The sequence below is a fragment of the Mycobacterium angelicum genome, from assembly GCF_002086155.1.
In the GTDB taxonomy this organism is placed as follows: domain Bacteria; phylum Actinomycetota; class Actinomycetes; order Mycobacteriales; family Mycobacteriaceae; genus Mycobacterium; species Mycobacterium angelicum.
The window spans coordinates 1-22,317 of record NZ_MVHE01000074.1; the positions used below are offsets into that span (position 1 = coordinate 1).

Here is a 22,317-nt window from a genome sequence, read left to right on the forward strand (position 1 = left end):
CCCCGGCACCCCCGCCACCCGGGTGTCCGGAATTGCTCGCCGAGGTGTACTGGCCGTCGCCGCCGATCCCGCCCGCGCCGCCGGCGCCGCCCAGCCCGATCAGGCCCGAATCGCCGCCGTGTCCCCCGCTGCCGCCGTGCCCTCCGGTGCCGCTGATGCTGCCCGGGTAAGCGTTGTTCGCGCCTCCGCCGCCGCCGCCGATTCCTCCGGCGCCGCCGCCGCCGATCAGCCCGCCTTTGCCGCCGTCGCCGCCGATCCCGCCGGCGCCGCCGTCGATGGGCTTGAAGGTGTAGCCGCCCTCGCCGCCGTGACCGCCCGCACCACCGCTGCCGCCGTTGCCGTAGAGCCAGGCGTTGCCGCCGGCCCCGCCGGCCCCGCCGGCTTGGGGGTTGCCACCGGCCTGACCGACGGCACCCGCTCCCCCTTGTCCACCACGTCCGCCGTTGCCGATCAAGCCGGAGTTGCCGCCGCGGCCGCCGGCCTGACCCGCCGCCCCGGCAGCACCGTTGCCCCCATTGCCCCATAGCCATCCACCGTCGCCACCGGCCTGGCCGGGTGCCTTCCCATCGGCACCGTTGCCGACCAGCGGGCGCCCGGTCAGCAGTTGCGCCGGTGCGTTTATCGCGTCGAGCATCTGTTGCTGCGCGGCTGCCGCCGCGTTGACCGCCTCGGCATTCGCGTACTGGCCGGTGCCTGCCCGCATGTTCTGCACGAATCGGTCATGAAACGACGCCACCTGGGTGCTGATCGCCTGGTATTCCTTGGCATGCGACCCGAACAAGGCCGCAATTGCCGCAGACACGTCGTCGGCACCGGCAGCGGCGACAGTTGTGGTCGCAGCGGCAGCGGCCGCATTGGCCTGATGGATCGTCGTGCCGATATTCGAGAGTTCCGCTGCCGCGGCGTCCAAGAATTCCGGTGTGGCGAATACGAATGACATCTGGGCCCTCCATTACCTCTACAAAATTTCGTGAACTGCGCCGGACACCTGCGACTCAGGAGCCGATGCCGGTGGCGAAGAAACCGGACAGCCTGCCGCCGACGTTTCCGATGCCCGAACTGAAGGCGGCGGCCGCCAGGGCCAGGGGGCCGGTGTTGTACAAGCCCGAAATGCCGGCGCCCAGGTTGGCCGCCCCGGACGCCAGGGCTCCGACGTTGCTGAAACCGGAGACGAACTCGTGGGCCGCGTTGAACATCCCCGAGGTCAGCGACCCGGAATTGAAGAACCCCGAGTTACCGCCGGTTCCGGTGTTGAAGAAACCCGAGGATGGGCCGGCCGTGGCGTTGCCGAAGCCCGGGGCCGCGGCGAAATGGACTACCGGGACGGTGATGGGGCCGACGGTGTTGACGATCGGTATGTGCAATGTCGCCGGCCCCACGGTGATGTCGAGTGGGATGCGATTGATGACGATCTCGGGAACCTCGACTTTTAAGTCTCCCGAAATCGGGACATGGGCGGTGCCGAGTTCACCGAAGCTGATGTCGAATTTAGCGTCCACCGGGACCGGAATATCGAACGCGTGAACCTTGAGGCCAGTGATGGATCCGGTGACCGGTATCGACAGATTCACATCCGCGGCGAGGTTCAACGGAATGCCGGCGATGGCGAGGGTATAGTCGTAGCCCACTCGACCCTGGTTATCGCCGCGCCAGAAGAACCCATTATTACCACTACCGGAGTTGAATGCGCCGGTGTTCAGGTTGCCGGAATTGTAACTGCCCGTATTAGTATTTCCGATATTGTAAAAACCGGTGTTGGCGCTGCCCGGATTGAAACTTCCGGTGTTGACGTCGCCTATGTTGAACGAGCCGGTGTTGTAGCTGCCGGCATTGAACAAACCGGTGTTGAAGCTGCCGACGTTGCCGATTCCGGTGTTGGCGACGGCGGCGTTGAACAGCCCGGTGTTGAAGCTGCCGGTGTTGCCCAGTCCCCAGTTGCCGTGACCCGAGTTGGCGAAGCCGGCGTTGCCGGAGCCGGAGTTGAACAAGCCGGTGTTGTCGGTGCCCGAGTTGAGGCCGCCGAACCCGACCAGGTTGCTGCCGGTGAAGCCGATTCCCCAATTCCCGTTGCCGGTGTTGGCAAAGCCGATGTTGCCGTTGCCGGTGTTGCCGAAACCGATGTTCCAATCGCCGGTGTTTCCGAACCCGATGTTATGGCTGCCGGTGTTGCCGAAGCCCAAATTGACATTGCCCAGGTTGCCGAATCCGATGTTTCCGCTGCCCAGATTGCCCAAGCCGGCGTTCAGGCTGCCGAAATTCCCGCTGCCGAAGTTGAGCCCGCCGACGTTGGCGCTGCCCAGGTTGAGGCCGCCGACGTTGGCGCTGCCCAGGTTGAGGCCGCCGCCGTTGGCTAAGCCAGCCAGATGGGGGTAGCCCGACCCGGAGGTGCCCAGGTTTTGAAAGCCCGATTGCAGGGCGCCGACATTGAACAGGCCCGAATTGCCAAAGCTGCCGGATGAGACATTGACGAAGCCGGAATTGCCGGCGCCGAGGTTGCCGAACCCCGATGTGCCGCCCGCTCCGCTGTTGAAGAAACCCGATGACGGCGCTGTGGTGCTGTTTCCGAAGCCGGGCCCGGCCGGCATATCGAATACCGGGATGCTGATCGGCCCGATGCCGCCGTTGACCTTTACGCCGATGAAAGTCTCGGGTCCACCCACTTGAATGGATATCGTCGGACCGTCGACGACGATGGATGGCATTTCAATGGGCCCGACGGAGCCGCTTAGGTTCTTAAGTGGGCCGAGGTTGATTTTCGGAATGGTGAACGCCTTGAGGCTAATGGTCCCGACCGTCCCGCTCACCGGAATGCTCAACGGTACGTTCAAGGGCAGATCCAGCGGAATCCGCGGAATCGTGATGCTGTAGGAGAAGCCGACGGTGCCCTGACCGCTGCCGCGGGCGAAGAATGCGTTATTCATGCTGCCGGTGTTGAATGCTCCGGTATTCAAATCACCGGTATTGGCCACACCCGTATTTATGTGGCCCGGGTTGTAGAAACCGGTGTTCGTGTCGCCGGGGTTGACGCTGCCCGTGTTGAAGCTGCCGACGTTGAGGCTTCCCGAGTTGTAGCTGCCGACATTGGCGAAGCCGGTGTTGAAGATGCCGGCATTGAAGAAGCCGGTGTTCGCCTTTCCGGCGTTGAATAGGCCGGTGTTGTGGCTCCCGGCATTGCCGATACCGAAATTTCCATTACCCGAATTGAAGTAGCCGGAGTTGCCGGTGCCCGAGTTGAACAGGCCGGTGTTGGCCGTCCCAGAGTTGAGCCCGCCGAAGCCCACCAGATTGCTGCCGGTGAAGCCGATTCCCGAGTTGCCGTTGCCGGTATTGGCGAGACCGGTATTGCCGTTGCCGGTGTTGCCGAAGCCGATGTTGTAGTCGCCGGTGTTGCCGAAGCCGATGTTGTGGTTACCGGTGTTGCCGAAGCCGAGGTTGCTGCTGCCCAGGTTGCCCAAGCCGAAGTTTCCGCTGCCCAGGTTGCCCAACCCGATGTTGAGGTTGCCGAGGTTTCCGTTGCCGAAGTTGAGGCTGCCGACGTTTCCGCTACCCAGGTTGAGGTCGCCGACGTTGGCGTTGCCCAGGTTCAGACTGCCCATGTTGGCGAACCCGAGGTTGAAGACGCTCGACAGACCTAGCGGACGCAAGCCCGCCGCGGCCGCCGAAGCGCCGTAGTGATAACCGACCATCGTCGCCACGTCGTGCGCCCACATGTGTTCGTAGCGGGCCTCTGCGGAGGCGATCGCCGGTGCGTTCTGCCCGAAGAGATTCGACGTCACCAGCGACACCAGTTCCGACCGATTGGCGGCGACGATCGCTGGATGCACCATCGCGGCGCGCGCGGCCTCGTAGACGTCGGCGGCCGTTTTGACTTGACTTGCGGCCTGCTCGGCGTGCGCCGCGGCCGATTGCAACCACCCCAGATAGGGAGCTGCGGCCTCGGCCATCGCCGTCGCCGCCGAACCCTGCCACGAGTCCAACGCCAGCCCGAGGGCTACTGACCGGAAAGATGCCGCCGCCCAACGCAACTCGGCACTCAAGCCGGTCCAGGCGCTCGCCGCCTGCAGCATCGGGCCAGAACCCGCCCCGCCGAGAATGCGCGCGGAATTCACCTCCGGCGGCCATACCGAAAAGTTGGTCACGCTGTCCACCGCCCGTCGTCGCTGTCGCAGCAGACTGTGCCGAGCGGAGTTTCGGTAAGGCTTCGCGAATCATGAAATGCGCTGGTCGTCGCGGTTTTAGTGGCGCAACGACGCGCCGGCTAGAAAGCTGGGACGGCGGCGCGTTCGTAGTGCCATTGCAGGCGCGCGCGCGCTCGCGCGGCCACGGCCGCGACCCCGATGGCCGGCGTCCGCAGCACATCCAGGCGGGCCGGGCCCAGATGGTCGGCGAGCTGCTCGATCTGGTCCGCGGTGAGCGGCGGCGGCTTTCCCGCGTTCACGAACGCCCAGTAGAGGAAGGCGGCATCCTCGTGCCCGCCGAGCCGGATCAATAACCGGGCGACGTAGCGCAGCGCCAGCCACTGCTGGGTTACGTCGCCGAACCGGTCCCACAGTTCAAGCACCGTGATGAACATCTGCGCCGCGGCTCCCGGATCCCCATACAGGGAACGTGTCGCGGCGGCTTCCATCAACGCGCTTCCGTAAACCCAGAAGTTCTGCACGTCGGCGGCCAGTCGCGCCGCATCGTCGAACAAAGCCAGCGCGCGCTCCGGCTCGGATTTCCTGAACAAGTAGCCCAGCGAGAAATATGCCATCGACTGCGCGGTCGGATTGCCCGTCTGCTCGGCGACGGCAACCGCCTCCTGCGCGGTGGGCACGGCGATGTCGTCGTTACGCATGACGCCATGACAGATGGCCACCACAAAAAGCGCCCACCCCAGCCGGATTGGGTCGGACTCCCGCCGTGCGCACGCGGCCTCGGATTCCCAGTAAGCCAGCGCCTGCAACGGTTCGCCCTCGAACAGAGCGACGTCTGCCAGCACATCCGCGGGGTATACGACGCGCGGGCTCCCGCGCACTGGTGCCTTACCCTGCGCCAGTGCCGCAAGGGATTTCGCGCGGGCGAACTCGGCATGGTTCCAGGCGACCCGGCTGGCCGTGCCCACCGCGGCGGGGAACAACGGATGATCATGATCGGCTACGGCGATTACCCGCTCGGCCCACTCGGCTATCTCGTAGCCGATCCGCCAGCCGATCAGCTCAGGCACCGACGCGACCAATCGCAGTGCGAGATCGATCTTTTGCGCATGCATTGCATGCGCGAAGGCGGCACGCAGATTGTCGTAGTCGGGCAGCATCCGCTCGACCCATTCCTGCTCCTGAGCCTCACGCATAGCCGCCCCGGCACGTTCGGCGAGCTCGGTGAAGTAAACCGCATGCCGCATCGCGAATTGCTCGCCAATCCCGTTCTCCGCCAGCCGCTCTCGTCCGTAGGCACGCAGCGTCTCCAAGAAGCTGAAGCGCGTGCGTTCCTCGACAGTGCGCGTCACCACCATGGACTTGTCTACTAGGCGGGTCAGCAATTCCAGGGTGTCATCCTCGCCGGATCCCGGCGCGCCGCACACGCTGTGCGCCGCTTCCAGGTCGAAAGATCCCGCAAAGACCGATATTCGGGAAAATAGCGACTGTTCCGGCTCGGTGAGCAAGCGGTAGGACCACGCGATCGTCTCGGCCAGGCTCTGCTGGCGGGGCAGCGCGTTGCGCGCCCCGCCCCGCAACAGTCCCAGGTAGTCCGGGCGCCGGGCCACGTCCAGGCTGCTCATCACCCGCATCCGCGCTGCCGCCAGCTCCACACCCAATGGCAGGCAGTCGACCCGGCGGCAAATCTCGGCCACGGCACCCATCGGCTGGTCCTCCAGCGCGAAGTCCGGGCGGCTGGCCCGGGCACGCTCGGCGAACAATCGGGTGGCGTCCTCTTCGCGCAGGGGAGGCACGTTGACGATCCGCTCACCCGGGATGGCCAACGGTTGCCTGCTGGTCGCCAGCACCGACACCCGCGGGCAATGCCGCACGATCCGGTCGATGAACCGTCCGGCGGTCTCCAGCACGTGCTCGCAGTTGTCGAACACCAGCAAGACCTCGCGCTCGCGCAGGTACTCGATCACGCTGGTCTCGATGTCCATACCCTGCTGTTGCCGCAGCCACACACTCGCCGCGACCGTGTGCACCACCGCGTCCCCGTGCTCGAGCGGCCCCAGCTCGCAGATCCATACGCCTTCGCTGAAGCGCTCGTCTTCGCGGCTGGCAACCTCGAGCGCGAGCCTCGTCTTACCCACTCCCCCAACCCCGGTCAGGGTCACCAGGGGGCCGGCACCCAGCGCGTCGATGACGCGAGCCAATTCGCGCTGGTGTCCGACGAAGCTGTTGGCGCAGCGCAATTGTCCCGAACGCGGCCGTTGGAATACCGGAGGACGTGACGGCACCAAAAGCTCCGATGCCGGCGCTCTCACCGGAGCGTCCTGCGGCTCGGCCGCCTCGCCGGTGAGGATTTGCTGATGCACCTGCTGCAACGCCGAGCCCGGATCGACGCCGAGCTCATCGACCAGCCGTTCGCGTATCCGCCGGTAGGTGGTCAGGGCATCGGCCTGCCTGCCGGTGCGGAACTGCGCCAGCATCAACTGTGCGGCCAGACGTTCGTCGAGCGGGCTGGCCGAGTGCGCCGCGGTAATCTCGCCCAGCAGCTCAGCGTGTCGCCCGACGCGCAAACCGGCGTCGTTGCGGTCCAATTGCACCGAAAGCCGTTCGGCCGCCAAAGCATTGCGGACGTCGTTGATCCAAGGGGTGTCCAAGGCGGGAAACGGTTCACCCGACCAGATCGCCAACGCTTGTTCGTACCATCGCGCGGCTTCCTGCGGACCGGCGCCGGCGCGTGCCTTCGCCACCATGGACCGGAATCGGTGTAGGTCCACCGATAGCGGGTCGGCGCTGAGAACGTATGCCCCCGGCTCCCGCGAAATCGCGACATCCTGAGTCTCAGCAAGCAGATTGCGCAGCCGGGAGACGTATCCAGCAAGCGCATTGCGGGCACGCAGCGGTGGTTGGTCCGACCACACGCGATCGACGAGCTGGTCAATCGAGACCGGGCGGTTGACGTCGATTAGAAACGCCAGCAGGACACACCGTTGCCGGGCATGACCGATTTCCAGTCGTCGCCCGTCGACTCGGGCTTCGATGTCGCCGAGCACGCGGAACTCGACCGTCATCTCAGCAAACCCTCCCTGCACAGCGCAGCGAATGCATCATGCCTGGTGGGGGTAGCTTACGTCCGGCAACCGGAATTGGGGAGGGTCGGGACCGGTGGTCTTCTGGCGCACTGTTAGCCGGCAGCCGGTGGCCTCGCCACGAACATCAGCCGGTGTCCGTAAGCGGGAGTATTGACGAACTGTCCGAACGGTGGAGCCACCGCAACATTGCTTGCGGCGCCTTCGGCCGCGGCCGAAATCGAGGTCGCATTACCGTGCCCTGGCCATCCAGGCTTGACCCGCGCTCTTGAGGACTGTGCGAGTTAACAGGATCAGCTTCGGCGTTGGCGCGCGATTTCAGCGAGCACCACTCCGGCGGCAACCGAGGCATTCAGCGACTCGGTCTTACCCGCCATCGGAATGGACACCACCGCGTCGCAATTCTCCCGCACCAATCGGGACAGCCCCTTGCCCTCCGAACCAACGACCAACACCATCGGGTCGCGGCCGTCCAAGTCGTCCAGCATGGTTGCACCGCCGGCGTCCAGGCCCACCACCTGAAGGCCACGATTGGCCCAATCCTTCAGTGTCCTAGTGAGATTGGTCGCGCGCGCGATCGGAATCCGCGCCGCAGCCCCGGCGCTGGTGCGCCACGCGACCGCCGTCACCGAGGCCGAGCGGCGCTGTGGAATGAGCACCCCGTGGCCGCCGAACGCCGCGACCGAACGCACGATCGCACCGAGGTTGCGCGGGTCGGAGATGTTGTCCAGCGCGACCAGCATGGCCGGCGACGACTTGAGGGCGGCCGCGATCAGGTCGTCGGGATGGGTGTAGTTGTACGGCGGGACTTGCAGTGCGATGCCCTGATGCAGATGGTTGGCGGTCATCCGGTCCAGATCGCTGCGCGGCACCTCCAGGATGCTGATGCCCAAATCGGCTGCGCGAGAGACGGATTCAGTGAGACGTTCGTCGGCCTCGGCACCGAGCGCAACGTAGAGCGCGGTGGCCGGGACACCCGCGCGCAGGCATTCCAGCACCGGGTTGCGGCCCAGCACGTTTTCCGTTTCGTCAACGCGTTTGGCGGGGCGGCGTTGCTGCGGAGCGGCGGCCCGCTTGGCGGCGGGATGGTTGGGACGCATGTGCGCCGGCGGGGTGGGACCCCGCCCTTCCAGGGCGCGACGGCGCTGGCCGCCCGAGCCGACCGTCGGGCCCTTCTTGGTGCCGGATTTGCGTATCGCACCACGGCGCTGGGAGTTACCGGCCATCTACTTGCCGTCGCCGCCCAGCATCCACTGCGGTCCGTCAGCGGTGTCGGTGACTTCGATGCCGGCATTCTTCAGCCGATCCCGAATCTCGTCGGCCAGCGCCCAATTACGTTGCTCGCGTGCCTTTTCCCGGTTTTCCAGTTCGGCCTGCACCAGCACGTCGACGGCGGCCAGCGCGGCCGACGTTTCGTCGCGGGATTCCCAGCGTTCGTCAAGCGGATCGCAGCCCAGGATGCCCATCATGGCTCGGATCGCGGACGCGCTCTGCAGCGCGCCCTCGTGGTCACCGGCGTCCAGCGCGCGGTTGCCGTCGGCGCGGGTCTGGTGAATTTCGGCCAGTGCGATCGGCACCGACAAGTCGTCGTCGAGCGCTTCGGCAAAGCGCTGCGTCCACTGGCCGGGGCAAACCGCCCCCACCCGGCTGCGCACCCGATGCAGGAACTCCTCCACCCCGACATAGGCCTTGACCGCGTCCTGCAGGGCGGTCTCGGAGAATTCCAGCATCGACCGGTAGTGCGCGCTGCCCAGGTAGTAACGCAGTTCGGCGGGCCGAACCCGTTGCAGCATCACCGGTATGGACAACACGTTGCCCAGCGACTTGCTCATCTTCTCCCCACCCATCGTCACCCAGCCGTTGTGCAGCCAGTAACGGGCGAACCCGTCGCCGGCCGCGCGGCTCTGGGCAATTTCGTTCTCGTGGTGCGGGAAGATCAAATCCATTCCACCGCAATGGATATCGAACTCGGGCCCGAGATACGTGCGGGCCATCGCCGAGCATTCCAGGTGCCAGCCCGGGCGGCCGCGGCCCCATGGCGTCGGCCACGACGGCTCGCCGGGCTTTTCGCCCTTCCACAGGGTGAAGTCGCGCTGATCCCGCTTTCCGGTGGCCACCCCCTCGCCCTGGTGCACGTCGTCCACCCGGTGCCCGGACAGCTGGCCGTACTCGGGGTAGCTGAGTACGTCGAAGTAGACGTCGCCGGCTGCCGCGTAGGCATGGCCGGTTTCGATCAGCCGTTCAATCAACTCGACCATCTGGGTGATGAAGCCGGTTGCCCGGGGCTCCGCCGACGGCGGCAATACGTCCAGCGCGTCGTAGGCCACGGTGAAAGCGCGTTCGTGGGTGAACGCCCACTCCCACCACGGCCGGCCCGCCGCGGCCGCCTTGTTGAGGATCTTGTCTTCGATGTCGGTGACGTTGCGGATGAACGCGACGTCGTAGCCGCGGGCCAACAGCCAGCGGCGCAGGATGTCGAAGGCCACCCCGCTGCGGACGTGCCCGATATGCGGCTGCCCTTGTACGGTGGCGCCACACAGGTAGATGGAGACGTGCCCTTCGCGTAGCGGGATGAAATCACGCACGACGCCGGTCGCCGTGTCATGTAGCCGCAAGCGGGCCTGATCGGTCACGACGTGCCAGCTTACCTGGCCAATTGCCGTAACCTGCGCCCCCAGCTACCGAAGCGAAACCACCAACGCCGTCGCGATGGCCGCCAGGCCCTCGCCACGCCCGGTGAGGCCGAGCCCGTCGGTGGTGGTAGCCGATACCGCCACCGGCGCATTGAGCAGGCGCGAGAGCACCGCCTGCGCCTCGAGTCGGCGCCAGCCGATCTTGGGCCGGTTGCCGATCACCTGCACGGCAGCATTGCCGACCCGATAGCCGTGCTGATTGAGCAGCCCGACGACATGACGCAGCATCTCGCCGCCGCTAACGCCTTGCCACCGCGGATCGTCGACCCCGAACACGTCGCCGATATCCCCGAGACCCGCGGCCGACAACACGGCGTCACACAACGCATGAGCGGCCACGTCACCATCGGAATGCCCGGCGCAACCGTCGGCGCTGGGGAACAGCAACCCCACCAGCCAGCACGGGCGCCCCGGCTCGATCGGGTGCACATCGACGCCCAGCCCGACGCGCGGCAAATCCATCATCGGCGCACGATCGCTTGGGCCAGCAACAGATCCAGCGGGGTGGTGATCTTGAACGCCAGCGGGTCGCCATCGACCACCTGCACCTGGCCGCCGACGTGCTCGACGAGAGAAGCGTCGTCGGTGAAATCGGCGGTACCGGCCGCCCGATAGGCGCGCATGAGTAGCTCGGTGGCGAACCCCTGCGGGGTTTGCACGGCCCGCAGTCCGGCCCGCTCCGGGGTGCCCAGCACCACGCCGTTGGCGTCCACGGCCTTGATGGTGTCAGAGACCGGCAGCCCGGGCACCACCGCGGCGTGGCCGGCGCGCAAGGCGTCCACCACCCGCGCGATGAGCGTCGGAGGCGTCAGCGGCCGGGCCGCGTCGTGCACCAACACGAACTGCGGTGCCACTGATTCGGAAAGCGCAGCCAGCGCCAAGCTGACGGATTCCGTGCGGTCGGCGCCGCCGGCCACCACGGTCGCCTTATGGCCCAGAATGAGCTTTGCCTCGTCGGTACGGTCCGCGGGTGCCGCTACCACGACGGTGTCGACGACCCCGGAATCCAGCAGGCCCTGTACGGCCCGTTCAACAAGGCTTTGCCCCTCAAGCTGACGAAACGCCTTGGGTATCCCGGCAGCGAGCCGCTGACCCGAACCTGCGGCAGGCACGATTGCAGCTACGGTGCCCCCGACCACCTGTTAGAGCCTCGGGGTATTCAGGAAGCGGCGGCCAGAACCTCGTCCAGGATGGTTTCCGCCTTGGCGTCATCGGTGCTCTCAGCCAGCGCCAATTCGCCGACCAGAATCTGGCGGGCCTTGGCCAGCATCCGCTTCTCGCCGGCGGACAGGCCGCGCTCCTGGTCGCGACGCCACAGATCGCGCACGACCTCGGCCACCTTGTTCACATCGCCGGAAGCGAGCTTCTCCAGGTTGGCCTTGTACCGGCGTGACCAGTTGGTCGGTTCCTCGGTGTGGGGTGCGCGGAGCACCTGGAAAACCTTGTCCAGGCCCTCTTGGCCGACGACGTCGCGGACGCCGACATACTCGGCGTTCTCGGCGGGTACTCGGACCGTCAGGTCGCCCTGCGCAACTTTCAAGACGAGATACTCTTTTTGTTCCCCTTTGATGGTTCGGGTTTCGATCGCCTCGACTAGCGCAGCACCGTGGTGTGGATAGACAACGGTGTCGCCGACCTTGAAAATCATCAGATTAGAGCCCCTTTCGTTACTCCATGCTAACACGGACCCTCAACACACGCCGAACAACGGTGCAGGTCAGGGGCATCGTCGGTGAAGATTGGGGGTTGACACACGGGCTAAGACGTGCAAGGCGCCGGCGTTCATCCCGCTCTCATCCGGCTCCCATGAGGCCGATCACCGGACCACAGCTGCCCCGAACACCGGGCCGCGCGGCGATCGATCGCGGGCCGCGCTACCGTCGGCATGACCTAGCTACTACTGTGCATAGTTGGCCCGTTGACCGACGGGTCCGCACCGCGTCATGTGACTTACAGTGCTCCAAGTCCAGCAGGAGGCATTGAGTGAACCGCTTGAAGACCCGCCTCCGATTGATCGGGCTGGCCGCCGCGACTGCCGCAACGGCCCTAGTGCTCAGTGGTTGCGGAGCCGGTCAGGTGTCCCAGACCGCGATGCAGGAGCCGGCCGTCAACGGCAACAAGCTCACCATCAAGAACGTGGCGTTGCGCGACATCCGGATTCAGGCGACCCAGACCGGCGACTTCATTCAGCCCGGCAAACCGGTGGATCTGGTGCTGGTAGCGGTCAATCAGTCGCCGGATGTGCCCGACCGGCTGACGAGCATCACCACCGACATCGGCACCGTGACCATGACCGGTGACGCGCGACTGCCCGCGGGCGGCATGCTGTTCGTCGGCGAGCCCGAAGGCCAGGCCGTCGCCCCCGGCCCACTGGGATCCAGCCAGGCCGCCAAGGCGAGCGTCATGTTGACCAAGCCGATCAGCAACGGCCTCACCTACAACTTCACCTTCACCTTCGAGAAGGCCGGTCAGGGCAGCGTGCTGGTCCCGATTTCGGCCGGCCTGTCGGCACCGCAGGAAGCCTCCCCCGCTCCCGGCAAGCATCAATAGCGGCCGGGGGCTGTCACACCCTCCCGATACGGTCACGGCGTGGCCAACACACGCTCGCAATACCGGTGTTCGGAATGTCGCCACCTATCCGCGAAATGGGTGGGACGCTGCCTGGAGTGCGGCAGTTGGGGCACGGTCGAAGAGTTGGCCGCCCTCGGTACGGCCGGCGGCCAGCGCAGCGCCACGCCCACATCGCAGGCGGTCCCGATCCGTTCGGTGCAACCGAACCTGAGCCGGCATCGCCCCACCGGCGTCGAGGAACTGGACCGGGTGCTCGGTGGCGGCGTGGTGCCCGGCTCGGTGACGCTGCTCGCGGGCGATCCGGGGGTGGGCAAGTCCACGCTGCTGCTCGATGTCGCCCACCGCTGGGCGCAGTCCGGGCAACGCGCGCTGTACATCTCCGGTGAGGAGTCGGCCGGGCAGATCCGCCTGCGGGCCGACCGGATCGGTTGCGGCGGCGGAGAGGTATTCCTGGCCGCCGAATCCGATCTGCATGTGGTGCTGGGTCACATCGACATCGTGCGGCCGGCCCTGGTCATCGTGGACTCGGTGCAGACGATGTCCAGCACCGAGGCCGACGGGGTCGCCGGTGGCGTCACCCAGGTGCGTGCGGTAACCGCCGCGCTCACAGCCGCTGCCAAGGCCAACGGCGTCGCGCTGATCCTGGTCGGCCACGTCACCAAGGACGGGGCCATCGCCGGGCCGCGCTCGCTGGAGCACCTCGTCGATGTGGTGCTGCATTTCGAGGGCGACCGCAACGGCGCGCTACGGATGGTCCGCGGCGTCAAGAACCGCTTCGGCGCCGCGGACGAAGTCGGGTGTTTCCTGTTGCACGACAACGGGATCGAGGGTGTCGCCGACCCGTCGAACCTGTTCCTGGATCAGCGGCCGGCGCCGGTGCCCGGGACTGCGATCACGGTGAAATTGGACGGCAAGCGACCGCTGATCGGAGAGGTGCAGGCGTTGCTGGCGACGCCACCCGGCGGCTCGCCGCGACGAGCGGTCAGCGGTATCGACCACGCCCGCGCCGCGATGATCACCGCGGTCCTGGAAAAGCACGCCCGGCTGAACCTCGCGGTCAACGACATCTACCTGTCCACCGTGGGCGGCATGCGGTTGACCGATCCATCCTCGGATCTGGCCGTAGCCATCGCGCTGGCCTCCGCGTATGCCAACCTGCCATTGCCCACCACCGCGGTGATGATCGGCGAGGTCGGCCTGGCGGGCGATCTGCGCCGGGTCAGCGGCATGGACCGGCGTCTGGGCGAGGCCGCCCGCCAGGGATTCAACATCGCGCTGATCCCGCCGGGGTGCGACGCGGTGCCGCCGGGGCTGCGGGCCCTGTGCGCACCCACCATCGTCGCGGCGCTGGAACACATGATCGACATCGCCGACCACCGCAGTGCCGGCCCGGCAAAGGTGCACCGGCTGGACACCCCGCCATCGCCCGCCCAGCGGGCGTAGCAGAATGCACGCTGTGACTCGTCCGACGCTGCGAGAGGCAGTCGCCCGCCTGGCACCGGGAACCGGGCTGCGCGACGGCCTGGAGCGGATTCTGCGCGGCCGTACCGGCGCCCTGATCGTGCTGGGCCACGACGAGAACGTCGAGGCGATCTGCGACGGCGGATTCTCCCTCGACGTCCGGTATGCGCCCACCCGGCTGCGCGAGCTGTGCAAGATGGACGGCGCGGTCGTGCTGTCCACGGACTGCAGCCGGATCGTGCGGGCCAACGTGCAACTGGTCCCGGATCCATCCATACCGACCGACGAATCCGGGACCCGGCACCGCTCGGCGGAGCGCGCCGCAATCCAGACCGGCTACCCGGTGATCTCGGTCAGCCACTCGATGAACATCGTGACCGTCTACGTCGGCGGCGAGCGGCATGTGCTGGCCGACTCGGCGACCATCCTGTCGCGCGCCAATCAGGCCATCGCGACCCTGGAGCGCTACAAGACGAGGCTCGATGAGGTCAGCCGGCAACTGTCCAGAGCCGAGATCGAAGACTTCGTCGCGCTGCGCGACGTGATGACCGTGGTGCAGCGCCTCGAATTGGTCCGCCGCATCGGTCAATCGATCGACTATGACGCCGTCGAACTGGGCACCGACGGCCGTCAGCTACGGCTGCAGCTCGAGGAGCTGCTGGGTGGCAACGACACCGCCCGGGAGCTGATTGTGCGCGACTACCACGCAAACCCCGGGCCGCTGACCAAGGCGCAAATCGATGCAACCCTGGACGAACTGGACTCCCTGTCGGACAGCGATCTGCTAGAACTCACCGCGCTGGCGAAAGTCTTCGGATACCCGACGACGGCCGACGCTCAGGACTCGGCGCTGAGCCCCCGCGGCTATCGCGCGATGGCCGGCATCCCCAGGCTGCAGTTCGCCCACGTCGACCTGCTGGTGCGATCGTTCGGAACTCTGCAGGGCCTCTTGGCGGCCAGCGCGGGGGATCTGCAGTCAGTCGACGGGATCGGTGCGATGTGGGCCCGGCACGTGCGAGAGGGGCTATCTCAACTCGCCGAGTCGACTATCGCTGATCACTAGGACTAGCCGATTACCAGAACTAGCCGCCGTTGGCGGGTGAACCCGTCGGCGGCGCCTCGGGCGGTGGCGCGAGCGCCGGGCCCGGGGCCGGTACCGGCCCGGGCGGTGGCGGCGGCTGGTTGAGCACGAACGGAACCGGCTGCGAGCGCAAGTTGCCCAGCTGGACCACCAGGTTGTAGGTCCCCGGCCCGATCGCCGGACGCGGCAGCGGGCAATGCGGAGCCGATCCCATCCCGGTCCAGGTCACCGCGGTGGTCACCTGCTCGCCCGGCGTGAACGTCTTGACCAGCGTCTCGTTGGACGGCGCGCAGTCCAGGTTCGACCACAGCCGCTTGTTGTCCAGCGAGTAAACGTAGGCCGCCAGCACCGCGGCACCCACATCGCGTTTGCAGGACACCAGCCCGATGTTGGTCACGACCATGGTGAATTTGGGCTGGTCACCGATGTAGTACTGCGGTGAATTGGTCAATCCTTTGACGGCCAGCGTCGAATCCGGGCAATCGTCGCCTTCTTTGAGCACCGGCGGTGGCTGTACCGCGGCGGTCGGCGTGGGGGATTCGGGATTCTGGCCCTGCGGCGCCGGCGCTGCCGGGGTGTTGCCCTCGGGTTGCCCGGCCGGCGGCGGCGCCTGTGGCGTGGGCGCATGCGCCTGAGCGCTACCCGGTTTCTCGGCATTGGCCGGCTTGGCCCCGGCGCTGCTGCTGACGAAGGCGATGATGGTGGCGACTGCGATACCGACCACGACGACCGCGATGCCCAGGGCTAGCCCCCTGCGCCGCCAGTAGATCTCAGTCGGTAGCGGGCCACGCGGTTCCAGATCCAGCACGTTCACACCGTAGGCCCAGGTCACGCCGACGCGTTTGACCCGCCTCGGCGTGTCGCAAGGTTAGCTGAGACCCGAGTCGTGTAGGAGCGGGGCGAACTTCAGACGTGTTCGTCGATTTGGCCGACGTGATCGCGCAGCACCGCCCGGCCATCGGCAAGGTGATATGTGACGCCCACGATCGCCAGGCTGCCCGCATTCACACGTTCGGCGATGGCCGTCGAACGGGCCATGAGCTGCGCGACCGTTTCGTGGATATGCCGTTCCTCGAACTCATCGGTACGGGTGAGCCCGTCGCGTCGGCCCAGCAGAATCGACGGCGCGACCCGCTCCACCACATCGCGAACGTAGCCGCCCGGCAGGTTGCCCTGGTCCAGTGCGGTCAGTGCGGCATTGACCGCGCCGCAGCTGTCGTGACCCAGCACTACCACCAGCGGAACATTGAGCACTACTACCGCGTACTCGATGGAACCCAGCACCGCGGCGTCGATGACATGGCCGGCGGTGCGCACCACGAACATGTCGCCCAGTCCCTGGTCGAAGATGATCTCGGCAGCCACGCGGCTGTCCGCGCAGCCGAAGATCACCGCCGTCGGCTTTTGCCCCGCGGCCAGGCTGGCTCGGTGGTCGACGCTTTGACTGGGATGCGCGGGCTTGCCGGCGACGAATCGCTCGTTACCCTCGTTGAGTGCTTTCCATGCGGTTGCTGGATTGGTGGTGGGCATGGCACTCATTGTGCCGCAAAGCACTCATTGTGCCGCAAACCCGAATGAACCCCATATGAACATCGCGGCGAGCGAGCTCGTCGACTGGTACGACCGATCGCGCCGCGAGTTGCCGTGGCGGGAGCCCGGTGTCAGCGCATGGCAAATCCTGGTCAGCGAGTTCATGCTGCAGCAGACGCCGGTGTCCCGGGTGCTGCCGATCTGGCAGGACTGGGTACGGCTCTGGCCCACGCCGTCGGCCACCGCGGCGGCCAGCACGGCCGACGTGGTGCGCGCGTGGGGAAAGCTCGGCTATCCGAGGCGGGCCATGCGCCTGCACGAGTGCGCCACCCTGATCGCACGCGACCATCACGATGTGGTTCCCGACGACGTCGATGTCCTGCTGACGCTGCCGGGGGTCGGAAGCTACACCGCGCGGGCGGTGGCGTGCTTCGCCTACGGCAAGCGGGTGCCCGTGGTGGACACCAACGTCCGTCGGGTGGTGTCCCGTGCCGTGCATGGCCGCGCCGACGCCGGGAATCCCTCAGCCACCCGCGACCACGCCGACGTCGCCGCTCTGCTGCCGAAAACCGGAGTGGCACAGCGATTTTCGATGGCACTGATGGAACTGGGCGCGACGGTGTGCACCGCCCGCACGCCACGGTGCGGCCTATGCCCGATTGACGAGTGCTCGTGGCGACAAGCGGGTTATCCCCCGGCCGCCGGTCCGCCGCGGCGGGTGCAGCGGTACGCCGGGACCGACCGTCAAGTCCGCGGCCGCTTGCTGGATGTGTTGCGCGCCAACGCTTTTCCGGTCGCTCGCGCCGAGCTCGACGTGGCGTGGCTGACCGATACCGCACAACGCGACCGGGCGCTGGATTCGCTGCTCGTCGACGGCTTGATCACCCAGACGCCCGACGGCCGGTTCGGGCTGGCGGGCCAGGAGTAGCGGAGTCAGCGGTCCAGCAGTGTCCGGATCGCCGCGTTGATGACCGGCGCGCTGGCGTTGAGTGCGGTCATGAACCCGTCATGCAGCACCGCCGTCTGGGCGCTGAAGGCTTGATAACCCAGCCACTGCCCGTTCAAGATCTCGGCCAGGTGCGCCGAAAACTCATCGGTGGCCGGGCCCGTCACGCAGGTCGTCGCGCCGACGGCTTCCGGCATCGCCAATACGCGCGGCATCTGCATCCTCCTCACAGCGGCGGTGTGCAGTCAGCGTCCTAGGCGAGGAATGGGCATTTCTTGAGGAACACAGGAAAGTGCTGGTCGCAGGCCCTATGCCAGGAAGGTTTCGACGGCCTGCCGATATAGCTGCGGCGCTTCGTCGTGGATCAGGTGGCCCGCCCCGGGTACGCGTAGATACGTTGTCGGGCGGTCCGCTTGAGCCATCTTCTGCATCTGCCCCGGCGGCGTCACCGAATTGCCGGCCTCGATGAGCAATGCCGGCGATCGCACGGCGGCCCACTGCGACCAGTAGTCGCGGGTGCCCCATTCGGCGGCGATCGCTATCCATCGGGAAGTGTGGCCGTGCAGGCGCCAGCCGGTGGCGGTGCGGTCGAATGCTTCCAGAAAGTACTGCCCGGCCACTGGCCCGAACTCGGCGAATATCTGCTCGGCGGAAGCGAATTCAACCGGAAGGGCATGTAGCCAGGGCTCCCAGGGGCCGGTGGTGCGGCCGACGAAGTCCGGCGCCATGTCCTCTACCACCAGCGCCGTGACCAGCTCCGGCTGCTGGGCGGCCAGACACCACGAATGCAGCGCGCCCATCGAGTGACCGATCAGCGTCACGGGCCCGCTCAGCGTGGCCACCGCGGCACCGAGGTCCGCAACGAATCGCTCGGTACTTATCGGGTGTGGGTCGTCGACGTCACGGCCCCGATGCCAGGGCGCGTCGTAGGTGTAGACCGCACCCAGCCGGGTCAGCCACGGCAGCTGACGCGACCACGTGGTACCCCGGCCCATCAGCCCGTGCACCAGGACCAGTGGCCTGCCCTGTCCGCCGCGATGGGTCAACAGATCGGCGGCCATGCCGGGCACGGTAGCCTAGCGACATGCCAGTGGTGAAGATCAACGCAATCGAGGTACCCGCGGACGCTGGCCCCGAACTGGAGAAGCGGTTCGCGCACCGCGCTCACGCGGTGGAGAACTCTCCCGGTTTCCTCGGCTTTCAGCTGCTGCGTCCGGTCAAGGGTGAGGACCGCTACTTCGTAGTGACGCAGTGGGAGTCTGAAGAAGCCTTCCAGGCGTGGGCCACCGGGCCGGCGATCGAAGCGCATGCCGGGCACCGGGCCAATCCGGTGGCGACTGGGGCGTCGCTGCTGGAATTCGAGGTTGTGATGGACGTTGCCGGGACCGGCAAGGCTGAGTAACAGCGCACGGCGCCTGCTGGCGCTGGGTGCCGCAGCTGTATTGGTCGCGACCCTGGCCCCGGGTTGCGCCTCTTCTCCTACGCCGTCGGCGAACGCGGCGAATCCGAGTCGCCAAATCGACACCCGAACCCCACCCGGTGTACGCGCCCAGCAGACGCTGGACATGCTGAATTCGGACTGGCCGATCGGCCCGGTCGGAGTTCGCACGCTCACCACGGCCGACCAGGTCGACTCGGTCGAGACCACCATGGAGGCGCTGTGGTGGGACCGGCCCTTCACCCTCGCCGGTGTGGACATCGGTGCCAGCGTCGCCACGCTGCACCTCATCTCGTCCTACGGCGCGCAACAAGATATCCGTATCCACACGGACGACACCGGCCTCGTTGACCGGTTCGACCTGGACACACAACCACCGCCGAAGATCGCTTCGTGGCACGACATCGACGCCGTGCTGAGCAAGACCGGCGCCCGCTACTCATATCAAGTCGCCAAGGTCAACAACGGTCACTGCGACCCGGTGGCGGGTACCAACACCGGCGAATCTCTGCCGCTGGCTTCGATTTTCAAGCTGTATGTGTTGCATGCGCTGGCGGGTGCGGTCCGCAACGGCACCGTGTCCTGGGACGATCTGCTGACCGTCACCACCAAGAGCAAGGCGGTGGGCTCCTCCGGCCTGGAACTGCCTCCGGGAGCCCAGGTTTCGGTGCGCACTGCCGCCGAGAAGATGATCGCCACCAGCGACAACATGGCCACCGATTTGCTGATCGGACGGATGGGCACGCATGCCATCGAGGAAGCACTGGCCACCGCGGGCCATCACGATCCGGCCAGCATGACCCCCTTCCCCACCATGTACGAGCTGTTCTCCGTCGGCTGGGGTCAGCCGGACCTGCGCGCCCAATGGAAGCAGGCTCCGCCGCAAGTCCGGGCTCAGCTGCTGGCGCAAGCCAATTCCACGCCCTACCAACCGGATCCGACCCGCGCCCACACCCCGGCCTCCGCCTACGGCGCGGAGTGGTATGGCAACGCCGAGGACATCTGCCGGGTGCACGCCGCGCTGCAGGCCGATGCCGTCGGCAAGGCGGCACCCGTCAAGCAGATCCTTTCCGCCGTCGCCGGCATCCAGCTGGATCGCGAGCTATGGCCGTACATCGGCGCGAAAGCCGGTGGCCTGCCCGGCGATTTGACGTTCAGCTGGTACGCAGTGGACAAGACCGGTCAGCCGTGGGTGGTCAGCTTCCAGCTGAACTGGCCCCGCGATCACGGGCCCACGGTGACCAGCTGGATGTTGCAGGTAGCCAAGCAGGCCTTTGCCCTGGTGGCGCCCTCCGGCTAGAGGCGCAGCGTCCATCCGCCCGCGCGCTGGTGCATGACGGTTCGGCCGACCGGCGCAATGTCTATGCGCCAGAACGATTCCGGTGGCGCGCCGAGCGCTATCAGGATCGCTGCCCGAATCACCGCGGGGTGCGTCACCGCCACGGTGTCACCGGCCAGCGACTCCAGCCAGCCCGCGACCCGGTCGACGAGTGCGACGATCGACTCACCGCCGTGTGGCGCGGCCGCCGGATCGGTAAGCCACGCCTGCAGGTCATCCGAGTCGATACCGTCGAGCCGTTCGCCACGCCAGCGTGCGCAATCGAGATCAGCCAACAGCGGCTCACTTATCGTGTTGAGCCCCAATAGTTCTGCGGTCTGGCGAGCGCGCCGCTCCGGGCCCGCGAGCTGGGCAACGTTGTCGCGGAATGTGAGACGCGCTGCGGCTGCCTGCCGGAGTCCGATGGCGCTGAGCTGCTCGTCGGCCGGAAAACGCGCGGCCGCCATTGCCTCGGTCATCGCGTGCGACACCAGAGTCAACCGGATGACTTGACCCTTTCGGCGGACTCACCCAGCACCCGGGCCGTGAGGCCGGCGAACACCAGCCCGAGCGTTGCCCACAAAACCAGCTGGGTACCCAGCGAAACCAGCCGGAAGTCGTAGAGGAGGTCGGCGGAGAAGCCGGGATAGATGATGGTTCCGGAGGGATCGCGCATGGGTGCCGGCGTCTCGGCCACCGTCGGCAATACCAGCATCACCAGCGCCGTGGCCACCACATAACAGCCGGCTGCGGTCAGCCGTGCGTTCCATGCGCCAAGTCGCGCCGCCAGCCTTCGCGACAGCCACATCGCAGCAATTGCGAAGGCCACCGATGCGACGACCATCACCAAGTACCACATGGTGCGGGCGCCGATAGTGTCGGCCTGACCGACGGCCGGCGGATTGGGCGGGTACTTCACGAACGGCACCAGATACACCACGGTGAACGCGGCGGCCGCAAGGCGCAGTGAAAACGCCCGTGGCCCAACGCTTCCCGCGCGCCCGTACCCGACACAGAAGGCGACCGCGAACAGTGCACCCATCGCGATGCCGAATATCACTACTCCGAAACCCAATCCGGCGTTGCCCTGCACGCCGCGGCTGAACAGTTCAACACCGTGCTCGTGTACCCCCTGAGCGTGCGCGACTTCCGTGCGGCCGTCCTCGTACTCGATCGCTCGCCCGATGACGGGTTCGGCGAACAGCCGGGCGAAGACAAACGCCAGCACCGCGGCTATCGCACCCGACAGGAGGCCGCGTGCTATCAGACGCTTCTCCACGGTTAGGCGCGGATCAGTGGCAGGGGAAGCCGAGCAGATGCCTTGCGTCGTGGAAAAATTCGTGCACGTGCGAATCGCTGCCGAACAGCGACACCGCGCCCTGGTCGATGCCGACGAAGTAGAGCGCCAGCAGGGCCAGGAAGGCGGTGGCCGCCAACCAGAGCGCCGCGCGTGCTGCCGACAGATCAACCGATCCGAGCTGGGCCGTCTGGGAATTCGCCACAGTGCACTCCTTCGGGGGTGTTTGCGCTGCTAGTCGACAACGACCGTCAGTGTAGACGCCGGTTTAGTCGAGGTCGATGTGGCGGTCAACTGGATCAGGCTCCGCGGCCGTCGACTCCGGCCGCGCCCGGGGCGCCTAGATTGCCGTGGTTGCCCTGTCCGCCGTTATTGCCGTTGACGGCACCGGGTCCACCCGATCCAATGCCACCGTTGCCGCCGGTCCCGCCGTCGCCGTACCCGCCACCTGCGCCACCGAGTGCGCCCATGCCACCGCTGCCGAAACTGCCCGCGTGACCGCCCAGCAGGCCGCTAGCACCGCCGGCTCCGCCGATACCGCCATTACCGCCGTCCCCGCCCTGACCTCCGTCGCCACCGACGCCGCCGTTTCCGCCATTGCCGCCACCGCCGCCGCCGTCATTACTGCTCCCATTTGCGGACCCGCCAGCACCGCCCAGGCCGCCCATGCCGCCCATGGCACCGTCGCCACCGATCGCGCCGTTGCCTGCGCCGCCGCCCGCCCCGCCGTCGCCGAACAGGAAGCCACCCCGGCCGCCCGCAC

At 66.9% G+C, this 22,317-nt stretch carries 21 protein-coding genes and 1 pseudogene; 6 read left to right on the forward strand and 16 right to left on the reverse strand.

The window, feature by feature from the left end; all coding sequences use genetic code 11:
* From BST12_RS25095 to carD, 8 genes are all read right to left on the reverse strand, one after another.
* The coding region (locus BST12_RS25095) for a PE family protein (protein ID WP_083115945.1) at positions 1 to 940 on the reverse strand (940 nt) is incomplete at its 3' end.
* 55 nt (positions 941 to 995) lie between these two features.
* Positions 996 to 4,139, reverse strand: a complete 3,144-nt coding sequence (locus tag BST12_RS25100) for a PPE family protein (protein ID WP_245850573.1) — start codon at positions 4,137 to 4,139, stop codon at positions 996 to 998.
* 119 nt (positions 4,140 to 4,258) lie between these two features.
* Positions 4,259 to 7,201: an AfsR/SARP family transcriptional regulator gene (locus BST12_RS25105; RefSeq protein ID WP_083115946.1), complete on the reverse strand. Its 2,943-nt coding sequence runs from the start codon at positions 7,199 to 7,201 to the stop codon at positions 4,259 to 4,261.
* 311 nt (positions 7,202 to 7,512) lie between these two features.
* Entirely contained in the window at positions 7,513 to 8,445 is a 933-nt protein-coding gene (gene rlmB / locus BST12_RS25110) for a 23S rRNA (guanosine(2251)-2'-O)-methyltransferase RlmB (protein ID WP_083115947.1), read from the reverse strand.
* Positions 8,446 to 9,852, reverse strand: a complete 1,407-nt coding sequence (cysS, locus tag BST12_RS25115) for a cysteine--tRNA ligase (protein ID WP_083115948.1) — start codon at positions 9,850 to 9,852, stop codon at positions 8,446 to 8,448.
* A 45-nt stretch (positions 9,853 to 9,897) separates the two neighbouring features.
* Positions 9,898 to 10,377, reverse strand: coding sequence for a 2-C-methyl-D-erythritol 2,4-cyclodiphosphate synthase (ispF, locus tag BST12_RS25120; RefSeq protein WP_083115949.1), 480 nt, complete (start codon positions 10,375 to 10,377; stop codon positions 9,898 to 9,900).
* Positions 10,374 to 11,051 (reverse strand): 2-C-methyl-D-erythritol 4-phosphate cytidylyltransferase, encoded by a 678-nt coding sequence (gene ispD, locus BST12_RS25125; RefSeq protein WP_083115950.1) that lies wholly within the window; start codon positions 11,049 to 11,051, stop codon positions 10,374 to 10,376. Before ispD ends, ispF begins: the two co-directional genes overlap by 4 nt.
* 20 nt (positions 11,052 to 11,071) lie before the next feature.
* Positions 11,072 to 11,560: an RNA polymerase-binding transcription factor CarD gene (gene carD, locus BST12_RS25130; protein WP_003419482.1), complete on the reverse strand. Its 489-nt coding sequence runs from the start codon at positions 11,558 to 11,560 to the stop codon at positions 11,072 to 11,074.
* 335 nt (positions 11,561 to 11,895) lie between these two features.
* On the opposite strand from carD, the gene BST12_RS25135 reads away from it, so the two are divergent.
* From BST12_RS25135 to disA, 3 genes are read left to right on the forward strand one after another with little or no spacing between them, the layout of a single operon-like run.
* Positions 11,896 to 12,462, forward strand: a complete 567-nt coding sequence (locus tag BST12_RS25135) for a copper chaperone PCu(A)C domain-containing protein (RefSeq protein ID WP_083115951.1) — start codon at positions 11,896 to 11,898, stop codon at positions 12,460 to 12,462.
* Positions 12,463 to 12,501: 39 nt separating this feature from the next.
* Positions 12,502 to 13,926, forward strand: coding sequence for a DNA repair protein RadA (radA, locus tag BST12_RS25140; RefSeq protein WP_083115952.1), 1,425 nt, complete (start codon positions 12,502 to 12,504; stop codon positions 13,924 to 13,926).
* Positions 13,927 to 13,930: 4 nt separating this feature from the next.
* Positions 13,931 to 15,007: a DNA integrity scanning diadenylate cyclase DisA gene (disA, locus tag BST12_RS25145; protein WP_083115953.1), complete on the forward strand. Its 1,077-nt coding sequence runs from the start codon at positions 13,931 to 13,933 to the stop codon at positions 15,005 to 15,007.
* A 19-nt stretch (positions 15,008 to 15,026) separates the two neighbouring features.
* On the opposite strand, the gene BST12_RS25150 is transcribed toward disA, so the two are convergent.
* Positions 15,027 to 15,833 carry a hypothetical protein gene (locus BST12_RS25150; protein ID WP_139801918.1) on the reverse strand — a complete coding sequence of 269 codons (807 nt, stop codon included), beginning with the start codon at positions 15,831 to 15,833 and terminating at the stop codon, positions 15,027 to 15,029.
* A 98-nt stretch (positions 15,834 to 15,931) separates the two neighbouring features.
* Positions 15,932 to 16,555, reverse strand: a complete 624-nt coding sequence (locus BST12_RS25155) for a carbonic anhydrase (RefSeq protein ID WP_083115955.1) — start codon at positions 16,553 to 16,555, stop codon at positions 15,932 to 15,934.
* 55 nt (positions 16,556 to 16,610) lie between these two features.
* Here BST12_RS25155 and BST12_RS25160 point away from each other — a divergent pair, with 55 nt between their 5' ends.
* Positions 16,611 to 17,483, forward strand: coding sequence for an HhH-GPD family protein (locus tag BST12_RS25160; protein ID WP_211281358.1), 873 nt, complete (start codon positions 16,611 to 16,613; stop codon positions 17,481 to 17,483).
* A 5-nt stretch (positions 17,484 to 17,488) separates the two neighbouring features.
* Here BST12_RS25160 and BST12_RS25165 read toward each other — a convergent pair whose 3' ends face one another.
* Positions 17,489 to 17,716: a PE family protein gene (locus BST12_RS25165; RefSeq protein ID WP_170062196.1), complete on the reverse strand. Its 228-nt coding sequence runs from the start codon at positions 17,714 to 17,716 to the stop codon at positions 17,489 to 17,491.
* Positions 17,717 to 17,809: 93 nt separating this feature from the next.
* Positions 17,810 to 18,571 (reverse strand): alpha/beta fold hydrolase, encoded by a 762-nt coding sequence (locus BST12_RS25170; protein ID WP_139801917.1) that lies wholly within the window; start codon positions 18,569 to 18,571, stop codon positions 17,810 to 17,812.
* Positions 18,572 to 18,585: 14 nt separating this feature from the next.
* Here BST12_RS25170 and mhuD point away from each other — a divergent pair, with 14 nt between their 5' ends.
* A complete protein-coding gene (mhuD, locus tag BST12_RS25175) occupies positions 18,586 to 18,903 on the forward strand; it encodes a mycobilin-forming heme oxygenase MhuD (protein ID WP_083115963.1) in 318 nt (105 codons plus the stop codon).
* Positions 18,878 to 20,239, forward strand: coding sequence for a Cpe/LpqF family protein (locus BST12_RS25180; protein WP_083115958.1), 1,362 nt, complete (start codon positions 18,878 to 18,880; stop codon positions 20,237 to 20,239). The genes mhuD and BST12_RS25180 overlap by 26 nt, the downstream gene beginning before the upstream one ends.
* Here BST12_RS25180 and BST12_RS25185 read toward each other — a convergent pair.
* The 4 genes and pseudogenes from BST12_RS25185 to BST12_RS32245 all read right to left on the reverse strand — a co-directional run.
* The gene (locus tag BST12_RS25185) at positions 20,236 to 20,736 is read right to left on the reverse strand and encodes a histidine phosphatase family protein (protein ID WP_083115959.1); all 501 of its coding nucleotides are present in this window, start codon (positions 20,734 to 20,736) and stop codon (positions 20,236 to 20,238) included. The genes BST12_RS25180 and BST12_RS25185 overlap by 4 nt on opposite strands.
* A gap of 17 nt (positions 20,737 to 20,753) precedes the next feature.
* A complete protein-coding gene (locus tag BST12_RS25190; RefSeq protein ID WP_083115960.1) occupies positions 20,754 to 21,536 on the reverse strand; it encodes a CbtA family protein in 783 nt (260 codons plus the stop codon).
* Between the two features lie 13 nt (positions 21,537 to 21,549).
* The gene (locus BST12_RS25195; protein ID WP_083115961.1) at positions 21,550 to 21,759 is read right to left on the reverse strand and encodes a CbtB domain-containing protein; all 210 of its coding nucleotides are present in this window, start codon (positions 21,757 to 21,759) and stop codon (positions 21,550 to 21,552) included.
* A 94-nt stretch (positions 21,760 to 21,853) separates the two neighbouring features.
* A pseudogene (locus BST12_RS32245) lies at positions 21,854 to 22,317 on the reverse strand (PE family protein); the annotation flags it as partial.

What these genes read in the sequence shown, in the direction of transcription:
- BST12_RS25105 (WP_083115946.1), bottom strand. Translation starts at nt 7,201, where the DNA reads ATGACGGTCGAGTTCCGCGTGCTCGGCGACATCGAAGCCCGAGTCGAC.
- rlmB (WP_083115947.1), bottom strand. Translation starts at nt 8,445, where the DNA reads ATGGCCGGTAACTCCCAGCGCCGTGGTGCGATACGCAAATCCGGCACC.
- ispF (WP_083115949.1), bottom strand. Translation starts at nt 10,377, where the DNA reads ATGATGGATTTGCCGCGCGTCGGGCTGGGCGTCGATGTGCACCCGATC.
- carD (WP_003419482.1), bottom strand. Translation starts at nt 11,560, where the DNA reads ATGATTTTCAAGGTCGGCGACACCGTTGTCTATCCACACCACGGTGCT.
- disA (WP_083115953.1), top strand. Translation starts at nt 13,931, where the DNA reads ATGCACGCTGTGACTCGTCCGACGCTGCGAGAGGCAGTCGCCCGCCTG.
- BST12_RS25155 (WP_083115955.1), bottom strand. Translation starts at nt 16,555, where the DNA reads ATGCCCACCACCAATCCAGCAACCGCATGGAAAGCACTCAACGAGGGT.
- BST12_RS25160 (WP_211281358.1), top strand. Translation starts at nt 16,611, where the DNA reads ATGAACATCGCGGCGAGCGAGCTCGTCGACTGGTACGACCGATCGCGC.
- BST12_RS25165 (WP_170062196.1), bottom strand. Translation starts at nt 17,716, where the DNA reads ATGCCGCGCGTATTGGCGATGCCGGAAGCCGTCGGCGCGACGACCTGC.
- mhuD (WP_083115963.1), top strand. Translation starts at nt 18,586, where the DNA reads ATGCCAGTGGTGAAGATCAACGCAATCGAGGTACCCGCGGACGCTGGC.
- BST12_RS25185 (WP_083115959.1), bottom strand. Translation starts at nt 20,736, where the DNA reads ATGACCGAGGCAATGGCGGCCGCGCGTTTTCCGGCCGACGAGCAGCTC.